This is a genomic window from uncultured Nocardioides sp. (assembly GCF_947489365.1).
Classification (GTDB): Bacteria; Actinomycetota; Actinomycetes; order Propionibacteriales; family Nocardioidaceae; genus Nocardioides.
Genome location: NZ_CANLDB010000001.1, coordinates 512,862 through 527,198, shown reverse-complemented (window position 1 = coordinate 527,198; position 14,337 = coordinate 512,862). Strand labels below are relative to the sequence as shown.

Here is a 14,337-nt window from a genome sequence, read left to right as displayed (position 1 = left end):
CCTGGATTTGTTGTCTCGGACGACATTCGTCGTTGCCGTTTTGTGACCAACCGCACAGCGCTGCACAGCGCAACCTGCGGAAATCTTGCTGTTCCCGCCCCCTAGACGTGACGGACGCCACGGCTTACGTTGTCGCGGACAACAAATGACGAGCCGACCAACCGTGGGTCGGACGTCGAACCCGGAGACAAAGGCGGTTGCTCGTGAAGCTGAAGCGTGGTGTGGCCCTGGCGGCCGTGGTCGGAGTGGCCATGACCCTCGGCGCCTGTGGGAGCGACTCGGACTCCGGTTCGGGCGGCGGCAGCGGTGAGGACGCGCCCCAGGGCGCGATCGGCGTGATCCTGCCCGACACCGAGTCCTCGGTCCGCTGGGAGAGCGCGGACCGCCCGGCCCTCGAGGCCGCGTTCGAGGACGCCGGCGTGGAGTACGACATCCAGAACGCCGAGGGCAGCGCCGACCGCATGGCGACGATCGCCGACAGCATGATCGCGAACGGCGCGACGGTGCTCGCGATCGTCAACCTGGACTCCGACTCCGGTGCGGCCATCCAGGAGCGCGCCGCCTCCCAGGGCGTCAAGACCATCGACTACGACCGCCTGACCCTCGGCGGCTCGGCCGACTACTACGTCAGCTTCGACAACACCGTCGTCGGCGAGCTGCAGGGCCAGGGCCTGGCCGACTGCCTCGGTGACGAGGACGCGAGCCTGATCTACCTCAACGGCTCGCCGACCGACAACAACGCGACCCTGTTCTCCGAGGGCGCGCACAGCGTGCTCGACGAGGTCTCGACCTACACCAACGCCGGCGAGCAGGCCGTGCCGGACTGGGACCCGGACGAGGCCGTCACGATCTTCGACCAGCTCTACACGCAGGCCGGCGGCGACGTCGACGGCGTGTACGCCGCCAACGACGGACTCGCGGGTGCGGCGATCTCGATCCTCGAGCGCAACGGCCGCAACGGCGAGGTGCCCGTCACCGGCCAGGACGCCACCGTGGAGGGCCTGCAGGCCATCCTCGCCGGCGACCAGTGCATGAGCGTCTACAAGTCGGCCAACCTCGAGGCCGGCGCGCTCGCCGACACCGCCATCGCGCTGGTGAACGGCGAGGAGGCCGAGACCAACGGTGAGACCGAGGACGTCGACGGTGACCGTCAGGTCCCCTCGGTGCTGCTCGAGCCGCAGTCCATCACCACCGACAACATGCAGGACGTGTTCGACGACGGTGGCCAGAAGGTCGAGGACGTCTGCACCGGGCGTTACGAGGCCATGTGCGAGGACGCCGGCATCTCCTGACCGGCCCGCACCACAGACAGGACGCGGCCCCCTCGGGTCAACCCCGAGGGGGCCGCGTCCAGCCAGCACGACCCGCTTCCCTGACACACGCTCCCCTGACACACGCTCGGTCGGCACACCCGCTCCCGGAGGAACCATGTCCACGGCACCCCTGCTCCAGCTGCGCTCGGTCAACAAGAGCTTCGGCAACGTCCGCGTGCTCCACGACGTCGACTTCTCCGTCTACCCCGGCCAGGTCACCGCGCTCGTCGGCGACAACGGCGCCGGCAAGTCGACGCTGGTGAAGGTGATCGCGGGCATCTACGGTCGCGACGACGGGGACTACCTCTTCGAGGGCAAGCCGGTCGAGGTCACCGGTCCCCGCGACGTCGCCGCCATGGGCGTCGAGGTCGTCTACCAGGACCTCGCGCTGTGCGACAACCTCGACATCGTCCAGAACATGTTCCTGGGCCGCGAGTCCCGCAAGGGCGTCGTGCTCGACGAGACCGCGATGGAGTCCCGCGCCCGGGAGACCCTCGCGTCGCTGTCGGTGCGCACGGTGAAGTCGGTCCGCCAGTCGGTGGCCAGCCTGTCGGGCGGCCAGCGCCAGACCGTGGCCATCGCCAAGGCGGTGCTGTGGAACTCCCGCATCGTCCTGCTCGACGAGCCCACCGCGGCGCTCGGCGTCGCCCAGACCCGCCAGGTGCTCGACCTCGTGCGGCGCCTGGCCGACCGCGGCCTCGGCGTCGTCCTCATCTCGCACAACATGGTCGACGTCTTCGAGGTCGCGGACCGCATCACGGCGCTGTACCTGGGCCGTGTCGCCGCCGACGTCCCGACCTCCGAGCTGAACCACAGCCAGGTGGTCGAGCTCATCACCGCCGGCCGCAGCGGCTCGCTCGGCATCGCCGAGAACCCCGCCACCGCCACCGTCTGAGCCCCCCGCCCCGCACGCCACGCAGATCTCGAGGACCACCATGAGCACCAGCACCACCGGGACGCCGTCCACCGACAAGGACGCCGGCAAGAAGGGCACGTCGCTCGCCGACACCGACTTCGCCCACGACAGCACCCAGGCCTCCACCCTCGGTGAGAGCCTCCGCGGCTACGTCGCCCGCGTGCGCGGCGGCGACATGGGCTCCCTGCCCGCGATCCTGGGCCTCGTCGTGCTCATGATCGTCTTCGGCCTCGCCTCCGACCAGTTCTTCTCGCTGCTGAACATGGCGAACCTGGTCGTCCAGGCCGGCCCCATCTGCCTGCTCGCCATGGGCCTCGTCTTCGTGCTGCTCCTGGGTCAGATCGACCTGTCCGCCGGTGTCGCCGGCGGGACCGCCGCCGCGATGACGGCGCTGGCGATCGCCGACCGGGGCCTGCCCTGGTACGTCGCCGTCCTCGCCGGCCTCGTCACCGGCGCCGTCATCGGCGTCGTCATCGGCGTCCTGGTCGCCCGGCTCGGCATCCCGTCGTTCGTCGTGACGCTGGCGTTCTTCCTCGGCCTGCAGGGCGTGATCCTGTACATGATCGGCCAGGGCGGCTCGGTCGGCGTCGAGGACCCGGTCCTGCGCGGCCTGACCATCGACAACGTCCCCGTCGTCCTCGGCTGGGTGGCCGCGGCCGTCCTCGTGGTGGCGTACGCCGGCGGCTCCCTGCTGCGCTACCGCACCCAGGTCGCCAACAAGCTGCAGCACCAGCCGCTGAGCCTGGTCGTCGTGCGGGTCGTCGTCGTCGGGCTCATCGTCCTCGGCATCACCGGCCTGCTGAGCCTGAACCGCAGCGTCAACCCGTTCTTCCCCATCGCGGGCATCCCCTACGTCCTGCCGCTGGTCGTCGTCCTGCTGCTGATCTGCACCTTCGTGCTGGACCGCACCACCTTCGGCCGCCACCTGTACGCCGTCGGCGGCAACGCCGAGGCCGCCCGCCGCGCCGGCATCAACGTGGCCCGGATGCAGGTCCTCGCCTTCGTCATCTGCTCCACGCTGGCCGCGGTCAGCGGCATCGTGCAGTCGTCGTACACCGGTGGCGTCTCGCCGGCGTCCGGTGGCGGCAACACGCTGCTGTACGCCGTCGGCGCGGCCGTCATCGGCGGTACCAGCCTCTTCGGCGGCCGCGGGCGCGCGCTCGACGCCGTGCTCGGTGGCGTGGTCATCGCGACCATCGCCAACGGCCTCGGCCTGCTGAACCAGTCGGCGTACATCAACTTCCTCGTCACGGGCATCGTGCTGCTCGTCGCCGCCGGCGTCGACGCGATCTCGCGGCGTCGTCGCTCCGCGTCGGGCCTGTAGGCCCCGGCCGTGGTCACCGCGCAACGCCGAGGGACCGGGGCCAACCAGGAGGCCGTCCGGCGGCACAACCTCTCGACCCTGCTGGGCCAGGTGCACCTCGCACCCGGGCCGGTGTCCCGGGCCGAGCTGACCTCCGCGATGGGGCTGAACCGCAGCACCATCGGCGGCCTGGTCGGCGAGCTCACCGACCTGGGCCTGGTCGGCGCCACCACCGCGGTCTCCGGACCGCGGCAGGGCGCCGGCCGGCCCTCGCAGGGCGTGGGCCTCTCCGACGACGGGCCCTACGTGGTGGCCGTCGACCTCGGGGTGGACCGCATCACCGTGGCCCGGGTCGGGCTCGGCGGGCAGCTCCACGCCCGCCTGCCCGCCCGGGTCCACGAGGACCGCGAGGCGTGGCGCATCGCCGCCGACATCGCAGCGCTGGTGCGCCGGGTCGTCGCCGACGCACCCGACGGGGCGCCGCTGGTGGGGATCGGCCTGGCCGTGCCGGGCATGGTCCGGCGCCGCGACGGCATGGTCCGCCTGGCCCCGAACCTCGGCTGGTCGGACGTCTCCCCCGGCCCGATGATCCTCGCCGCCCTCGGCGTCGACGTGCCGCTGCGCGTCGGCAACGACGCGGACCTCGGCGCGCTCGCCGAGCACCACCGGGGCGTCGGCGTCGACATCGACGACCTCGTCTACGTCTCCGGCAACGTCGGTGTCGGTGCCGGCGTCGTCGCCGGCGGCGTGCCCCTGGCCGGTGCCGGCGGGTACGCCGGCGAGGTCGGCCACCTCGCGCTGAGCCCCGCGGGCCGCGACTGCCACTGCGGCGCCCGCGGCTGCTGGGAGACCTCCGTCGGCGGCCACGAGATCGCCCGCACGATCGGCTGCCCCACCGACGAGGTGGCGAACCTCGACCTCGTCCTCGAGCGGTACGACGTCGCGCCGCCCGGCCTCGGCGGGGTGGGTCGCGAGCTCGGGCAGGGCCTGGCGGGCATCGTGAACGTCCTCAACCCGCAGGTCGTCGTCCTCGGTGGCTACTTCCGCTCGCTGCTGCGCCTCGTGCCCGGTGACGTGCGTGCCGGCTTCGAGGAGGTCGCGCTGCCCGCGCCGCAGGAGTCGGTCTCCCTGTCGCTGCCCGGGCTCGGGGCCGACTCGGTCCTCCTCGGGGCCGCCGAGCTCGCGTTCGAGCCGCTGCTGGCCGACCCGGCCGGCGCGCTCGCCGGCGCCCTCCCGGACGCCGCGCGGGTGCTCGGCGCGGGCGCGGTCACGTCGGCATGACCTCCGCCGCGGGCTCCGGCAGACCGACCAGGCCCGCCACGACCGGCTCCATGGCCAGCTCCGCGGCCCCGACGGCGGCCGCCGTGATGCCGAGCCGTCCGGGGACCAGCGCGGGGCGGTGCTGCGAGGGCGACGGGAGCAGCCCGTCGAGGCGGGCGGCCGCCGGGCGCAGCAGGTGCTCCTCCAACGCGCCGAAGTAGCCGCCGAGCACCACGACCTCGGGGTCGACGACGCTGACGAGGACGGCGAGGCCGCGGGCCAGGTCCTCGGCGACCGCCTCGAGACCGGCGCGCACCGCGGGCACGTGTGCGGCGCGGGCGGCCACCGCGGTCGCGGACTCCACCGGCGTGCCCGACTCCTCCGCCCCCACCGCGGCGAGCATGGCGCCGAGGCCGACCGCGGTCTCCCAGCACCCGGTCCGCCCGCAGCCGCACGGCACGCCGGGCCGGCCGAGCGGGACGTGGCCGACCTCGCCCGCGTTGCCCGCGGCACCGCGCAGCACCCGTCCGTCGGCGACGATCCCGGCGCCGATGCCGACGGTGCCCGTGAGGTAGAGCGCGTGCGCGGCGCCGAGCGCCGCACCGTGCCACCGCTCGCCGTACGCCGCGCAGCTCGCGTCGTTGTCGAGGTGGACGGTGACGTCGGGGCCGAGCAGGCCCGCCAGGCGGGAGCCCACGTCCTCGCCGGCGAGGACGAGGTTGGGCGCCCAGGTCACGCGGTGCCGCTCGGCGTCCATGAGTCCGGGGATGGCGACGACCGCCCCGAGCAGGCCGGAGCGGTCGGGGCACGACGGGGCGTCCAGCACCTCGGCGAGCAGGTCGAGCAGCACCGCGAGACGGTCGTCGGCCTCCGGCCGGACGGCGCGGACCTCGACGGTGACCACGACACCGGCGAGGTCGACGACCCCGACGGCGACGTAGTCGACGTTGAGCTCGAGACCCAGGCCCCAGCAGGTCCCGGGGAGCAGCGCGACCGGGCGCGCGGGCCGTCCGCGGGTGGCCGGGCCGTCGGGCTCGTCGGCGGGCCCCACGAGGCCCTGGCGCTCCAGGCGCGCCACGATCACACCGACGGTGGCCTTCGACAGGCCCGTCCGCCCGGCCAGGTCGACCCGGCTCGCCGGGCCGTCCTCGCGCAGCGTCCGCACGACCCGGGCGGTCGAGGTCCGACGCAGGTCGTCGGGCGTCACCGCCTCGCCCGGGGGCACGGTCGGGCCCGTCGTGAGCGGGCCCGACCGTGCCGGCGTGCGGTCGACCACGTCAGCCGCGGACGCCGTACAGGTGCTCGAGCGCCAGCTGGTCGAGGCGCTCGTAGCCCATGCTGCGGGCGGCCATGGCGTCGACGTCCTCGGCCGGGGAGGCCAGCAGGTCGGCGATCGACTCGCCCGGGGCGAGGGTCGGCTCGGACAGCTCGTGCACGCGGGAGGCGACGAGGGCCTCGTGGACCTCGGGGTCGGCGCGGAAGGCGCGGACCTTGTCGCGCAGGACCAGGTAGTTGGTCATGCACGCCTTGGCCGACTCCCAGACCCCGTCCTCGCCGTCGGTGCGGACGGGCTTGTAGTCGAAGTGGACGACGCCGTCGTACCCGCCGGCGAGGAGGGTGTCGACGACCCAGAAGGCCCCCCGGACGTTGCCGGCGCCGAAGCGGAGGTCCTGGTCGTAGCGGGGGCCGTGCTGGCCGTTGAGGTCGATGTGGAAGAGCTTGCCCGCCCACAGGGCCTGCGCGTAGCCGTGGGCGGCGTTGAGCCCCGCCATCTCCTCGTGCCCGACCTCCGGGTTGACCCCGACGAGCTCGGGGCGCGAGAGCTGCTCGATGAAGGCGAGGGCGTGGCCGACGGTCGGCAGCAGGATGTCGCCGCGGGGCTCGTTCGGCTTGGGCTCGATGGCGAAGCGGATGTCGTAGCCGCGCTCGACGACGTAGTCGCCGAGGATGTCGAAGCCCTCGCGGAAGCGGTCGAGCGCGGTGGCGACGTCCTTCGCGGCGCCGGACTCGGCGCCCTCGCGTCCGCCCCAGCAGACGTACACCTCGGCGCCGAGCTCGGCGGCGAGGTCGATGTTGCGCATGACCTTGCGGAGCGCGAAGCGGCGGACGTCGCGGTCGTTGGCGGTGAAGCCGCCGTCCTTGAAGACGGGGTGGGAGAACAGGTTGGTGGTCGCGGTGGTGACCTTCAGTCCGGTGTCGGACAGGCCCTGGCGGAAGCGACCGAGGATGCGCTCGCGCTCGGCGTCGTCGCTGCCGAACGGGATGAGGTCGTCGTCGTGGAAGTTCACGCCGTAGGCGCCGAGGCCGGCCAGCTGCTCGAGGGAGTGGACCGGGTCGAGCGGGGCGCGGGTGGCCTCGCCGAAGGGGTCGCGTCCGGTGTAGCCGACGGTCCACAGGCCGAAGGAGAAGCGGTCGTCGGGGGTCGGGGCGGGCAGGCTCATGGGGCTCCTCGGGTGTGCGGGTGTGCGGTGGGGTGGTCCGGGGTCGTCTCGGGGATCAGGGGGCGGTGCGCTCGCGCAGGTCGGCGTACGCCGTGCGCACCGCGGCGTAGCGCCCGGCGAGGGCGTCGTCGAGCGGCAGGTGCTCCTCGCCGGTCAGGGTCCAGGCGGGGGCGGCCTCGGCCCCGGACAACGCCCAGGCGGCCTGCCGGGCGGCGCCGCGGGCGACGTACTCACCCGGCGGCGGCAGGACGACGGGCCGACCCAGGACCGCGGGGGCCAGGGCGCGGACGGCGGGGCTGCGGGTGGCGCCGCCGGTCATGAGGACGCGGCGCGGCTCCTCGCCGGTCTCCGCGACGAGCCGGTCGACGGCCTCCGCGACGCTGCAGAGCAGCGCCTCGACCGCGGCGCGGGCCAGGTCGGCGCGGGTCGTCGTGGGTCGCAGGCCCGTCCAGGTCCCGGTGGCGTCGGGTCGGTTCGGGGTGCGCTCCCCGCCGTAGTACGGCGAGAGGACGACGCCGCCCGCGCCGACGTCGGCGGACAGGGCGAGCTCGGCGAGACCGGCGTGGTCGACGCCGAGCCACCTCGCCTGGAGGTCGAGGATGCCCGCGGCGTTCATGGTCGTGACCATCGGCAGCCAGCCGCCGGCGGCGTCGGCGAAGCCGGTCGCGACGCCGGTGCCGTCGGCCACGGGGGTCGCGCTCACCGCCGAGGCGACGCCGGAGGTGCCGAGCGAGACGAGGACGTCACCGGTGCGCAGGCCGAGCCCCAGCGCGGCCGCCATGTTGTCGCCGGTGCCCGCCCCGATCGGGGTGCCGGCCGCCGTGGCGGCGGCCACCTCACCCGGTCCGGCGACGCGGGGCAGGTCGGCGTCGTGGCCGAGGGCGGCGACCAGCAGGTCGTGGCGCCACTCCCCCGTCGCCGGGTCGTGGTAGCCGGTGCCGGACGCGTCGCCACGGTCGGTCCAGGGCGCGGTGCCGGGGGCGGCGAGGTGCAGCGAGACCCAGTCGTGGGGCAGCAGCACCCGTCGTACCGCGGCGGCGTGGTCGGGCTCGGCGTCGCGGAGCCAGCGCAGCTTGGTGACGGTGAAGGACGCGACCAGGACGCTGCCGACCGCGTCGGCGCAGGCCTGCGGGCCGCCCATCTCGGCGACGAGCTCCGCGGCGGCCGGGCCGGAGCGGGTGTCGTTCCACAGCAGGGCGTCGCGGACGGGGGCGCCGTCGGCGTCGAGGGCGACCATGCCGTGCTGCTGGCCGCCGACCGCGAGGGCGTCGGCCCGCTCGAGGAGCCCGGCCGTGGCCTCGTCGACGGCGGCCGACCAGGCGCGGGGGTCGACGGCCGTGCCGGGCGGGTGGGCGACGCTCCGCGCGTCGACGACGGTCCCGTCCGCGGCGTCGACGAGGACGGCCTTGCAGGACTGGGTGGAGGAGTCGACTCCCATGACGAGCGTCACAAGGGCTATTAAGTACGAGGCTCGTACTAAATGTCAACCACCGGTCAGCCCTCGGATGCGGGAACATGGCCGCCATGCGTCAACCCGTCGTCACCCTCGCCTCCACCCTGATCGGCGCGCCGCTGATCATCACCGTCGCGATCTACTTCGCCGCCACCGACGACCCCACGGCGTCGTGGGGACCCTGGCTGCTCGTCGTCCCCGTGCTGAACCTCGCCGGGATCGTCGCGGCCGAGCTCGTCGGTTACACGGTGCCGGCGATCCCCGCCGGCACCGGGCCCGAGCAGGCCCGACGCCTCGCGGCGGACCGGTTCCGCACCGGGATGATCCTGCGCTTCGCGCTCACCGAGGCCCCCTTCGTCGTCGCGGTCGCCCTGTCGTTCGCCTTCGCGGTCCCCCAGCCGGTCGTGCTGGTCGGGCTCTCGGCCGCGCTGACCTGCCTCGGCCTGGCCTTCCACTGCTGGCCCTGGTCGCGACCCGTCACCAAGACCGCCGAGGTCCTCGAGGCCGACGGCGTGAAGACCTCGCTGCGCGAGGACCTGTCCTCGGTCACGATGCGCTGACCCCAGCCCCGCGAGTCGGCACGTCTGCGCACCCCCAGCCCGCCGAGTCGGCACGTCTGCGCACCCCCAGCCCGCCGAGTCGGCACGTCTGCGCACCCCCAGACCGCCGAGTCGGCACGTCTGCGCACGGCCGGTGCACGGATGTGCCGACTCGAGCCCTCACAGCCGCGCAGACGTGCCGACTCGAGCCCTCACAGCTGCGCAGACGTGCCGACTCGACCGGTCAGACCGCCAGCCGGACGACGCCGCCCAGCGAGGTACGGCGGTCGGCGAGCATCGTGTGGCGGGCGCGGGTCGCCTCCACGACGGCCGGGTCGAGGTCGGCGACGGCCACGCCCTCCCCGGTGCCGAGCCGCGCCAGCGTCCGGCCCTCCGGGTCGTGGACCGCGGAGGCGCCGATGAACTGCCCGCTCCCGCACCGACCGGTGAGACCGGCGAACGCGACGTACATGCCGTTGTCGAGGGCCCGGGCCCGGTAGTAGAGCTCGGCGCGGTGCTCGCCGCCGGTGAAGTACGCCGCGGAGGCCAGGTAGCCGATCGCGCCGGCGTCGGCGGCGGTGCGGGCGTGCTCGCCGAAGCAGCCGTCGTAGCAGATGCTCAGCCCGAGCAGGTGACCGTCGACGTCGAGCGTCACACCGCTCTCCCCCGGGGTGAAGAAGGGGCGCTCGTCACCGTCGAGGTGCTGCTTGTCGTAGGCGACCTCGAGGCGGCCCGGCGCAGCGAGGAGCAGCGACAGGGTGCGGACCTCGCCCCGGTCGAGGGCCGTCCCGACGAGGGCGACGACCCCGGTCTCGGCGGTCGCCGTCCGCAGCGGGTCCAGCCAGCCGGCGTCGAGGTCGCCGGGACCGGGCAGCGGACCGGCGAACACGGCGGCGTCGTACCCGGTGAGGAACGCCTCGGGCAGCACCACGACGCGGGCTCCCTCGCCGGCCGCCCGCCGTACGAGCCGGGCGGCGGTGGCCGCGTTGGCCGCCAGTCCCTGCGTGTCGTGCGCCGCGACGGCCTCCGCCTGGGCGGCGGCGACCCGCAGGGTCACCGCCGGCTCACCGCCGGCTCACCGCTGGGTCACTTCTTCTTGCGCTTGGCGGGGCGGACGACGAGCACGGGGCACGGTGCGGAGTGCTGCACCCGCTGGGCGGTGCTGCCGAGCAGGATGGTCTCCGACAGGCCGCGGCCACCGCTCGCGACGACCACGAGTCCGGCCCCGGCGGCGGTGGCCGCCTTGACGATCTCGTTGGCCGGGGAGCCGCTGCGGACCTTCTTGCTGACCTTCGGCCCCCAGGCGTCGAGGACCGCGGCCACCGTCGCGACGGCGTCGTTGGCCGCCTCGCGGAACGTGCGGTCCCCGGTCGACCCCGAGATGTCGTCGGCGAACGCGACGGACGCGTAGGGGCTCACGACGCCGACGACGGAGATCTCGGAGATCTTGGCCGGGTCGGCGAAGGACATCAGGTGCTTCGCAGCGGCGAGCGACTGCTTCGAACCGTCCGTCGCCACGACGACGTGCATCCCGGTGGTGGACGCCATGTCAGTTCCCTCCGTCGATGGGCGTACCGCGCTCGACGCCCGGCGGGCGGTCGCGCTTGCCGGCGGCGAGCTCGGCGACGAACAGCAGCAGGCCCACCGCGACCAGGCCGGCGCACCACAGCAGCGAGCCCGGGTCGGTGGAGATCACGTAGTAGAGCAGCACGAGGTTGCCGACCAGACCGACGAGCAGCAGCGCGGTGGGCGCCCGGAAGGAGTCGTCGGTGTCGTCCTGCCCGCGCAGCTTGAGGCAGGCGATGATCACGCCGGCGTACACGACGAGCAGCAGCACCACCGTGACCGCGGCGAGCCGCTCCACGATGTCGATCTGCAGGCCGATGCGGTTGAGCAGGTCCCCCACGACGAGCAGCGCCACGACCACGAACGCGCTGAACACGATGGCGGTCACGGGGCTGCGACGGGTGGGGTGCACCTTGGCGAACGCGGCGGGGACGACGTCCTGCCGGGCCATGCCGTAGAGGATCCGCGACTGCGTCACGACCTGCACCAGCGTGGTGTTGCTGATGGCGATCATCGCGATGATCGCGAACACCAGCACCATGATCGAGACCGGGACGGGGAGGATCCCCGCGCGGATCACCTCGAGCAGCGCGGCGTCCGAGTTCGCGAGCGTGTCGACCGGGACCACCAGGGCCGCGGAGATCGACACCAGCACGTAGATCACGCCGGCGGCCGCCATGCCGCCGACCAGGGCCCGCGGGAAGTTCCGCGACGGGTCGATGGTCTCCTCGGCGACGTTGGCGGCGTTCTCGAAGCCGGTCATGGCGAAGAAGGCCAGCGCGACGCCGGCGATGATCGCGAAGATGATGTTGTCGCCGCTGCTGAAGTTCACGAGGACCGAGAAGTCGGCGTTGCCCTGCCCGACGTAGATGATGCCGACGAGCAGCACGATCACCAGGCCGACGACCTCGACGATCGTCATCGCCATGTTGATGACGACCGACTCGGTGATGCCGATGTAGTTCACGAGCGCGAGCAGCCCGACGAAGACGATCATCACCAGCAGGGCCGGGGGCAGCGACCAGATCTGGCCGAAGTACCGCGCGAAGCCGGCGGCGAGCGAGCCGGCCGCCGCGAACGTCGCGGAGAGGTAGAGCACGGTCGTCATGAACGTCAGGCCCCGGTTGCGGAAGGCCTTGTTGACGTAGAGCGAGGCGCCCGCGGCCTGCGGGTACTTCGTCGCCAGCTCGGCGTACGCGAGCCCGGTGAAGGCCGCGACGGTCACGCCGACGGCGAAGGCCGCCCAGAACGCCCCGCCGACCTCGCCCGCGACCGCACCGATGAGCACGTAGATGCCGGAGCCGAGCACGTCGCCGAGCACGTAGAAGAACAGCAGCCGGCCGGTGATGGACCTCTTGAGACCACCGTCGTCGGCCACGGCCGAGGGTGTCGCCTTCGGTTCGGACACAGGGATCTCGCTTCCCGGGCCCGGGCCCGTGGGGTGTCGTGCGGTGCCCGCCAGTCGACCGCCATCGGGTGGGTGTGTCAACCAGGGGCCGCGGCGTGTCCCCGTCCGGTCGCCCGTCGTACCCCTGGAGATCGAGGAGCGGGCGTCGCGCAGCGACCGGGCACGGACGGCGACCGGCGAGAGGCCTCGGGGCTGTCACCGGGTCTCGTGGCTCCTCGCCAGGGCTCGGAGCACCTCGACCTCCGGTTCGCCCGGAGATCGAGGTGCGGGCGTCGCCCAGCGACCGGGCACGGACGGCGACCGGCGAGAGGCAGCGGGGCTGTCACCGGGTCTCGTGGCTCCTCGCCAGGGCTCGGAGCACCTCGACCCCCGGTTCGCCCGGAGATCGAGGTGCGGGCGTCGCGCAGCGACCGGGCACGGACGGCGAGAGGCCCCGGGGCTGTCACCGGGTCTCGTGGCTCCTCGCCAGGGCTCGGAGCACCTCGACCTCCGGTTCGCCCGGAGATCGAGGTGCGAGCGTCGCGCAGCGACCGAGCCACGAGATCCCGTGAGGGCCCCGCGGCTCCGGCCGCCTACTGGACGACGACCTCGATGCGCTGGAACTCCTTGAGGTCCGTGTAGCCCGTGGTGGCCATGGCGCGGCGGAGGGCGCCGATGAGGTTCATGGTGCCGTCGGCGACCTCGGAGGGCCCGAACAGGATCTGCTCGAGGGTGCCGACGGTCCCGAACTCGACCCGCTCGCCGCGGGGCAGGTCGGGGTGGTGGGCCTCGGCGCCCCAGTGGAAGCCCTTGCCGGGCGCGTCACTCGCGCGGGCGAGCGGGGAGCCGACCATGACCGCGTCCGCGCCGCAGGCGATCGCCTTGGCGAGGTCGCCGGAGCGGCCGATCGAGCCGTCGGCGATGACGTGGACGTAGCGGCCGCCGGACTCGTCGAGGTAGTCGCGGCGCGCGGCGGCGACGTCCGCGACGGCCGAGGCCATGGGCACCGCGACGCCCAGCACCGACCGGGTGGTGTGGGCCGCGCCACCGCCGAAGCCGACGAGGACGCCGGCCGCGCCGGTCCGCATGAGGTGCAGCGCCGCCTGGTACGTCGCGCAGCCGCCGACGACCACCGGCACGTCGAGCTCGTAGATGAACTCCTTGAGGTTCAGCGGCTCCGACGACGACGACACGTGCTCGGCGGAGACCGTCGTCCCGCGGATCACGAACATGTCGACGCCCGCGTCGACCACCGTCTTCGCGAGCTCCTTGGTGCGCTGCGGTGACAGCGAGCCCGCGACCGTGACGCCTGCCTCGCGGATCTCCCGCAGGCGCTCGGCGACCAGCTCGGGGACGACCGGCGCCGTGTAGATCTCCTGCATGCGACGGGTGGCCGCCGGGCCGCGCAGCTCGGAGATCTCCTCGAGCAGGGAGGTGGGGTCCTCGTACCGCGTCCAGAGCCCCTCGAGGTTCAGCACGCCCAGCCCGCCGTGGCGCCCGAGCGCGATCGCGGTCGCCGGGGACATCACCGAGTCCATCGGCGCGGCCAGCACGGGCAGCTCGAAGCGGTAGGCGTCGATCTGCCAGGCGGTGCTGACCTCCTCGGGGTCGCGCGTGCGCCGCGACGGCACGATGGCGATGTCGTCGAAGGCGTAGGCCCGCCGAGCGCGCTTGGCCTGCCCGATCTGGATCTCGGTCATGGGGAGGAGCCTAGTGTCGGGCGACCGGGTACCCCACCGGCATGCCCCTCGTACGCATCGACCTCGAGACCGGACGCACCGACGACGAGCTCCGCCTGCTGGCGGACGTCGTCCAGGAGTGCATGCTCGACGTCTTCGCCGCCCCGCCCCGCGACCGCTACCAGGTGATCACCGAGCACCCGCCCGGGCGGATCATCCTCGAGGACACGGGGCTGGGCCTCGAGCGCACCGCGCAGCAGGTCGTCGTCCACGTCTTCCAGCAGGGCCGGACCACCGAGCAGAAGCAGGCGCTGTACGCCGCGCTCGCCGAGCGGCTGGAGGAGCGGTGCGGCCTGCGTCCCGAGGACCTGCTGGTGTCGGTCGCGGAGGTGGGACGGGACGACTGGTCCTTCGGGATGGGCCGGGCCCAGTTCCTCACCGGCGAGCTGTAGGACCCGCCGGCCGACCCGGGGACCGGCT

The 14,337-nt window shown here is 73.6% G+C and carries 13 protein-coding genes; 6 read left to right on the top strand and 7 right to left on the bottom strand.

What is annotated here, in order from left to right; translation table 11 throughout:
- The first annotated feature begins 203 nt into the window (after positions 1-203).
- From Q0858_RS02565 to Q0858_RS02550, 4 genes are all read left to right on the top strand, one after another.
- The gene (locus Q0858_RS02565; RefSeq protein WP_299050762.1) at positions 204-1,292 is read left to right on the top strand and encodes a substrate-binding domain-containing protein; all 1,089 of its coding nucleotides are present in this window, start codon (positions 204-206) and stop codon (positions 1,290-1,292) included.
- Between the two features lie 136 nt (positions 1,293-1,428).
- Positions 1,429-2,208 carry an ATP-binding cassette domain-containing protein gene (locus Q0858_RS02560; RefSeq protein ID WP_299050759.1) on the top strand — a complete coding sequence of 260 codons (780 nt, stop codon included), beginning with the start codon at positions 1,429-1,431 and terminating at the stop codon, positions 2,206-2,208.
- 40 nt (positions 2,209-2,248) lie between these two features.
- Positions 2,249-3,553 carry an ABC transporter permease gene (locus Q0858_RS02555; protein WP_299050756.1) on the top strand — a complete coding sequence of 435 codons (1,305 nt, stop codon included), beginning with the start codon at positions 2,249-2,251 and terminating at the stop codon, positions 3,551-3,553.
- Between the two features lie 9 nt (positions 3,554-3,562).
- Entirely contained in the window at positions 3,563-4,813 is a 1,251-nt protein-coding gene (locus Q0858_RS02550; protein ID WP_299050753.1) for an ROK family protein, read from the top strand.
- Here Q0858_RS02550 and Q0858_RS02545 read toward each other — a convergent pair.
- From Q0858_RS02545 to Q0858_RS02535, 3 genes are read right to left on the bottom strand one after another with little or no spacing between them, the layout of a single operon-like run.
- A complete protein-coding gene (locus tag Q0858_RS02545) occupies positions 4,800-6,017 on the bottom strand; it encodes an ROK family transcriptional regulator (RefSeq protein ID WP_299050751.1) in 1,218 nt (405 codons plus the stop codon). The two genes, Q0858_RS02550 and Q0858_RS02545, sit on opposite strands and share 14 nt — an antisense overlap.
- Positions 6,018-6,069: 52 nt before the next feature.
- Positions 6,070-7,233, bottom strand: a complete 1,164-nt coding sequence (gene xylA, locus Q0858_RS02540) for a xylose isomerase (RefSeq protein ID WP_299050748.1) — start codon at positions 7,231-7,233, stop codon at positions 6,070-6,072.
- A 55-nt stretch (positions 7,234-7,288) separates the two neighbouring features.
- On the bottom strand, positions 7,289-8,671 hold the full coding sequence (locus Q0858_RS02535) for an FGGY-family carbohydrate kinase (protein ID WP_299050745.1): 1,383 nt from the start codon (positions 8,669-8,671) through the stop codon (positions 7,289-7,291).
- Positions 8,672-8,757: 86 nt separating this feature from the next.
- Here Q0858_RS02535 and Q0858_RS02530 point away from each other — a divergent pair, with 86 nt between their 5' ends.
- The gene (locus Q0858_RS02530; protein ID WP_299050743.1) at positions 8,758-9,246 is read left to right on the top strand and encodes a hypothetical protein; all 489 of its coding nucleotides are present in this window, start codon (positions 8,758-8,760) and stop codon (positions 9,244-9,246) included.
- 223 nt (positions 9,247-9,469) lie between these two features.
- Here the strand turns inward: Q0858_RS02530 and Q0858_RS02525 are convergent, their stop codons facing one another.
- The 4 genes from Q0858_RS02525 to Q0858_RS02510 form a co-directional block, all read right to left on the bottom strand.
- Positions 9,470-10,282 carry a carbon-nitrogen hydrolase family protein gene (locus Q0858_RS02525; protein WP_299050740.1) on the bottom strand — a complete coding sequence of 271 codons (813 nt, stop codon included), beginning with the start codon at positions 10,280-10,282 and terminating at the stop codon, positions 9,470-9,472.
- A gap of 29 nt (positions 10,283-10,311) precedes the next feature.
- A complete protein-coding gene (locus Q0858_RS02520) occupies positions 10,312-10,773 on the bottom strand; it encodes a universal stress protein (protein WP_299050737.1) in 462 nt (153 codons plus the stop codon).
- 1 nt (position 10,774) lies between these two features.
- On the bottom strand, positions 10,775-12,169 hold the full coding sequence (locus tag Q0858_RS02515; protein ID WP_299050734.1) for an APC family permease: 1,395 nt from the start codon (positions 12,167-12,169) through the stop codon (positions 10,775-10,777).
- Between the two features lie 602 nt (positions 12,170-12,771).
- Entirely contained in the window at positions 12,772-13,878 is a 1,107-nt protein-coding gene (locus tag Q0858_RS02510; RefSeq protein WP_299050732.1) for a GuaB3 family IMP dehydrogenase-related protein, read from the bottom strand.
- Positions 13,879-13,919: 41 nt separating this feature from the next.
- On the opposite strand from Q0858_RS02510, the gene Q0858_RS02505 reads away from it, so the two are divergent.
- On the top strand, positions 13,920-14,309 hold the full coding sequence (locus Q0858_RS02505) for a tautomerase family protein (RefSeq protein WP_299050729.1): 390 nt from the start codon (positions 13,920-13,922) through the stop codon (positions 14,307-14,309).
- The last annotated feature ends 28 nt before the right edge of the window (positions 14,310-14,337 follow it).

Excerpts from the sequence above, each read along its gene's own strand:
- Q0858_RS02560 (WP_299050759.1), top strand. The coding sequence starts at position 1,429 with ATGTCCACGGCACCCCTGCTCCAGCTGCGCTCGGTCAACAAGAGCTTC.
- Q0858_RS02555 (WP_299050756.1), top strand. The coding sequence starts at position 2,249 with ATGAGCACCAGCACCACCGGGACGCCGTCCACCGACAAGGACGCCGGC.
- xylA (WP_299050748.1), bottom strand. The coding sequence starts at position 7,233 with ATGAGCCTGCCCGCCCCGACCCCCGACGACCGCTTCTCCTTCGGCCTG.
- Q0858_RS02535 (WP_299050745.1), bottom strand. The coding sequence starts at position 8,671 with ATGGGAGTCGACTCCTCCACCCAGTCCTGCAAGGCCGTCCTCGTCGAC.
- Q0858_RS02530 (WP_299050743.1), top strand. The coding sequence starts at position 8,758 with ATGCGTCAACCCGTCGTCACCCTCGCCTCCACCCTGATCGGCGCGCCG.
- Q0858_RS02520 (WP_299050737.1), bottom strand. The coding sequence starts at position 10,773 with ATGGCGTCCACCACCGGGATGCACGTCGTCGTGGCGACGGACGGTTCG.
- Q0858_RS02510 (WP_299050732.1), bottom strand. The coding sequence starts at position 13,878 with ATGACCGAGATCCAGATCGGGCAGGCCAAGCGCGCTCGGCGGGCCTAC.
- Q0858_RS02505 (WP_299050729.1), top strand. The coding sequence starts at position 13,920 with ATGCCCCTCGTACGCATCGACCTCGAGACCGGACGCACCGACGACGAG.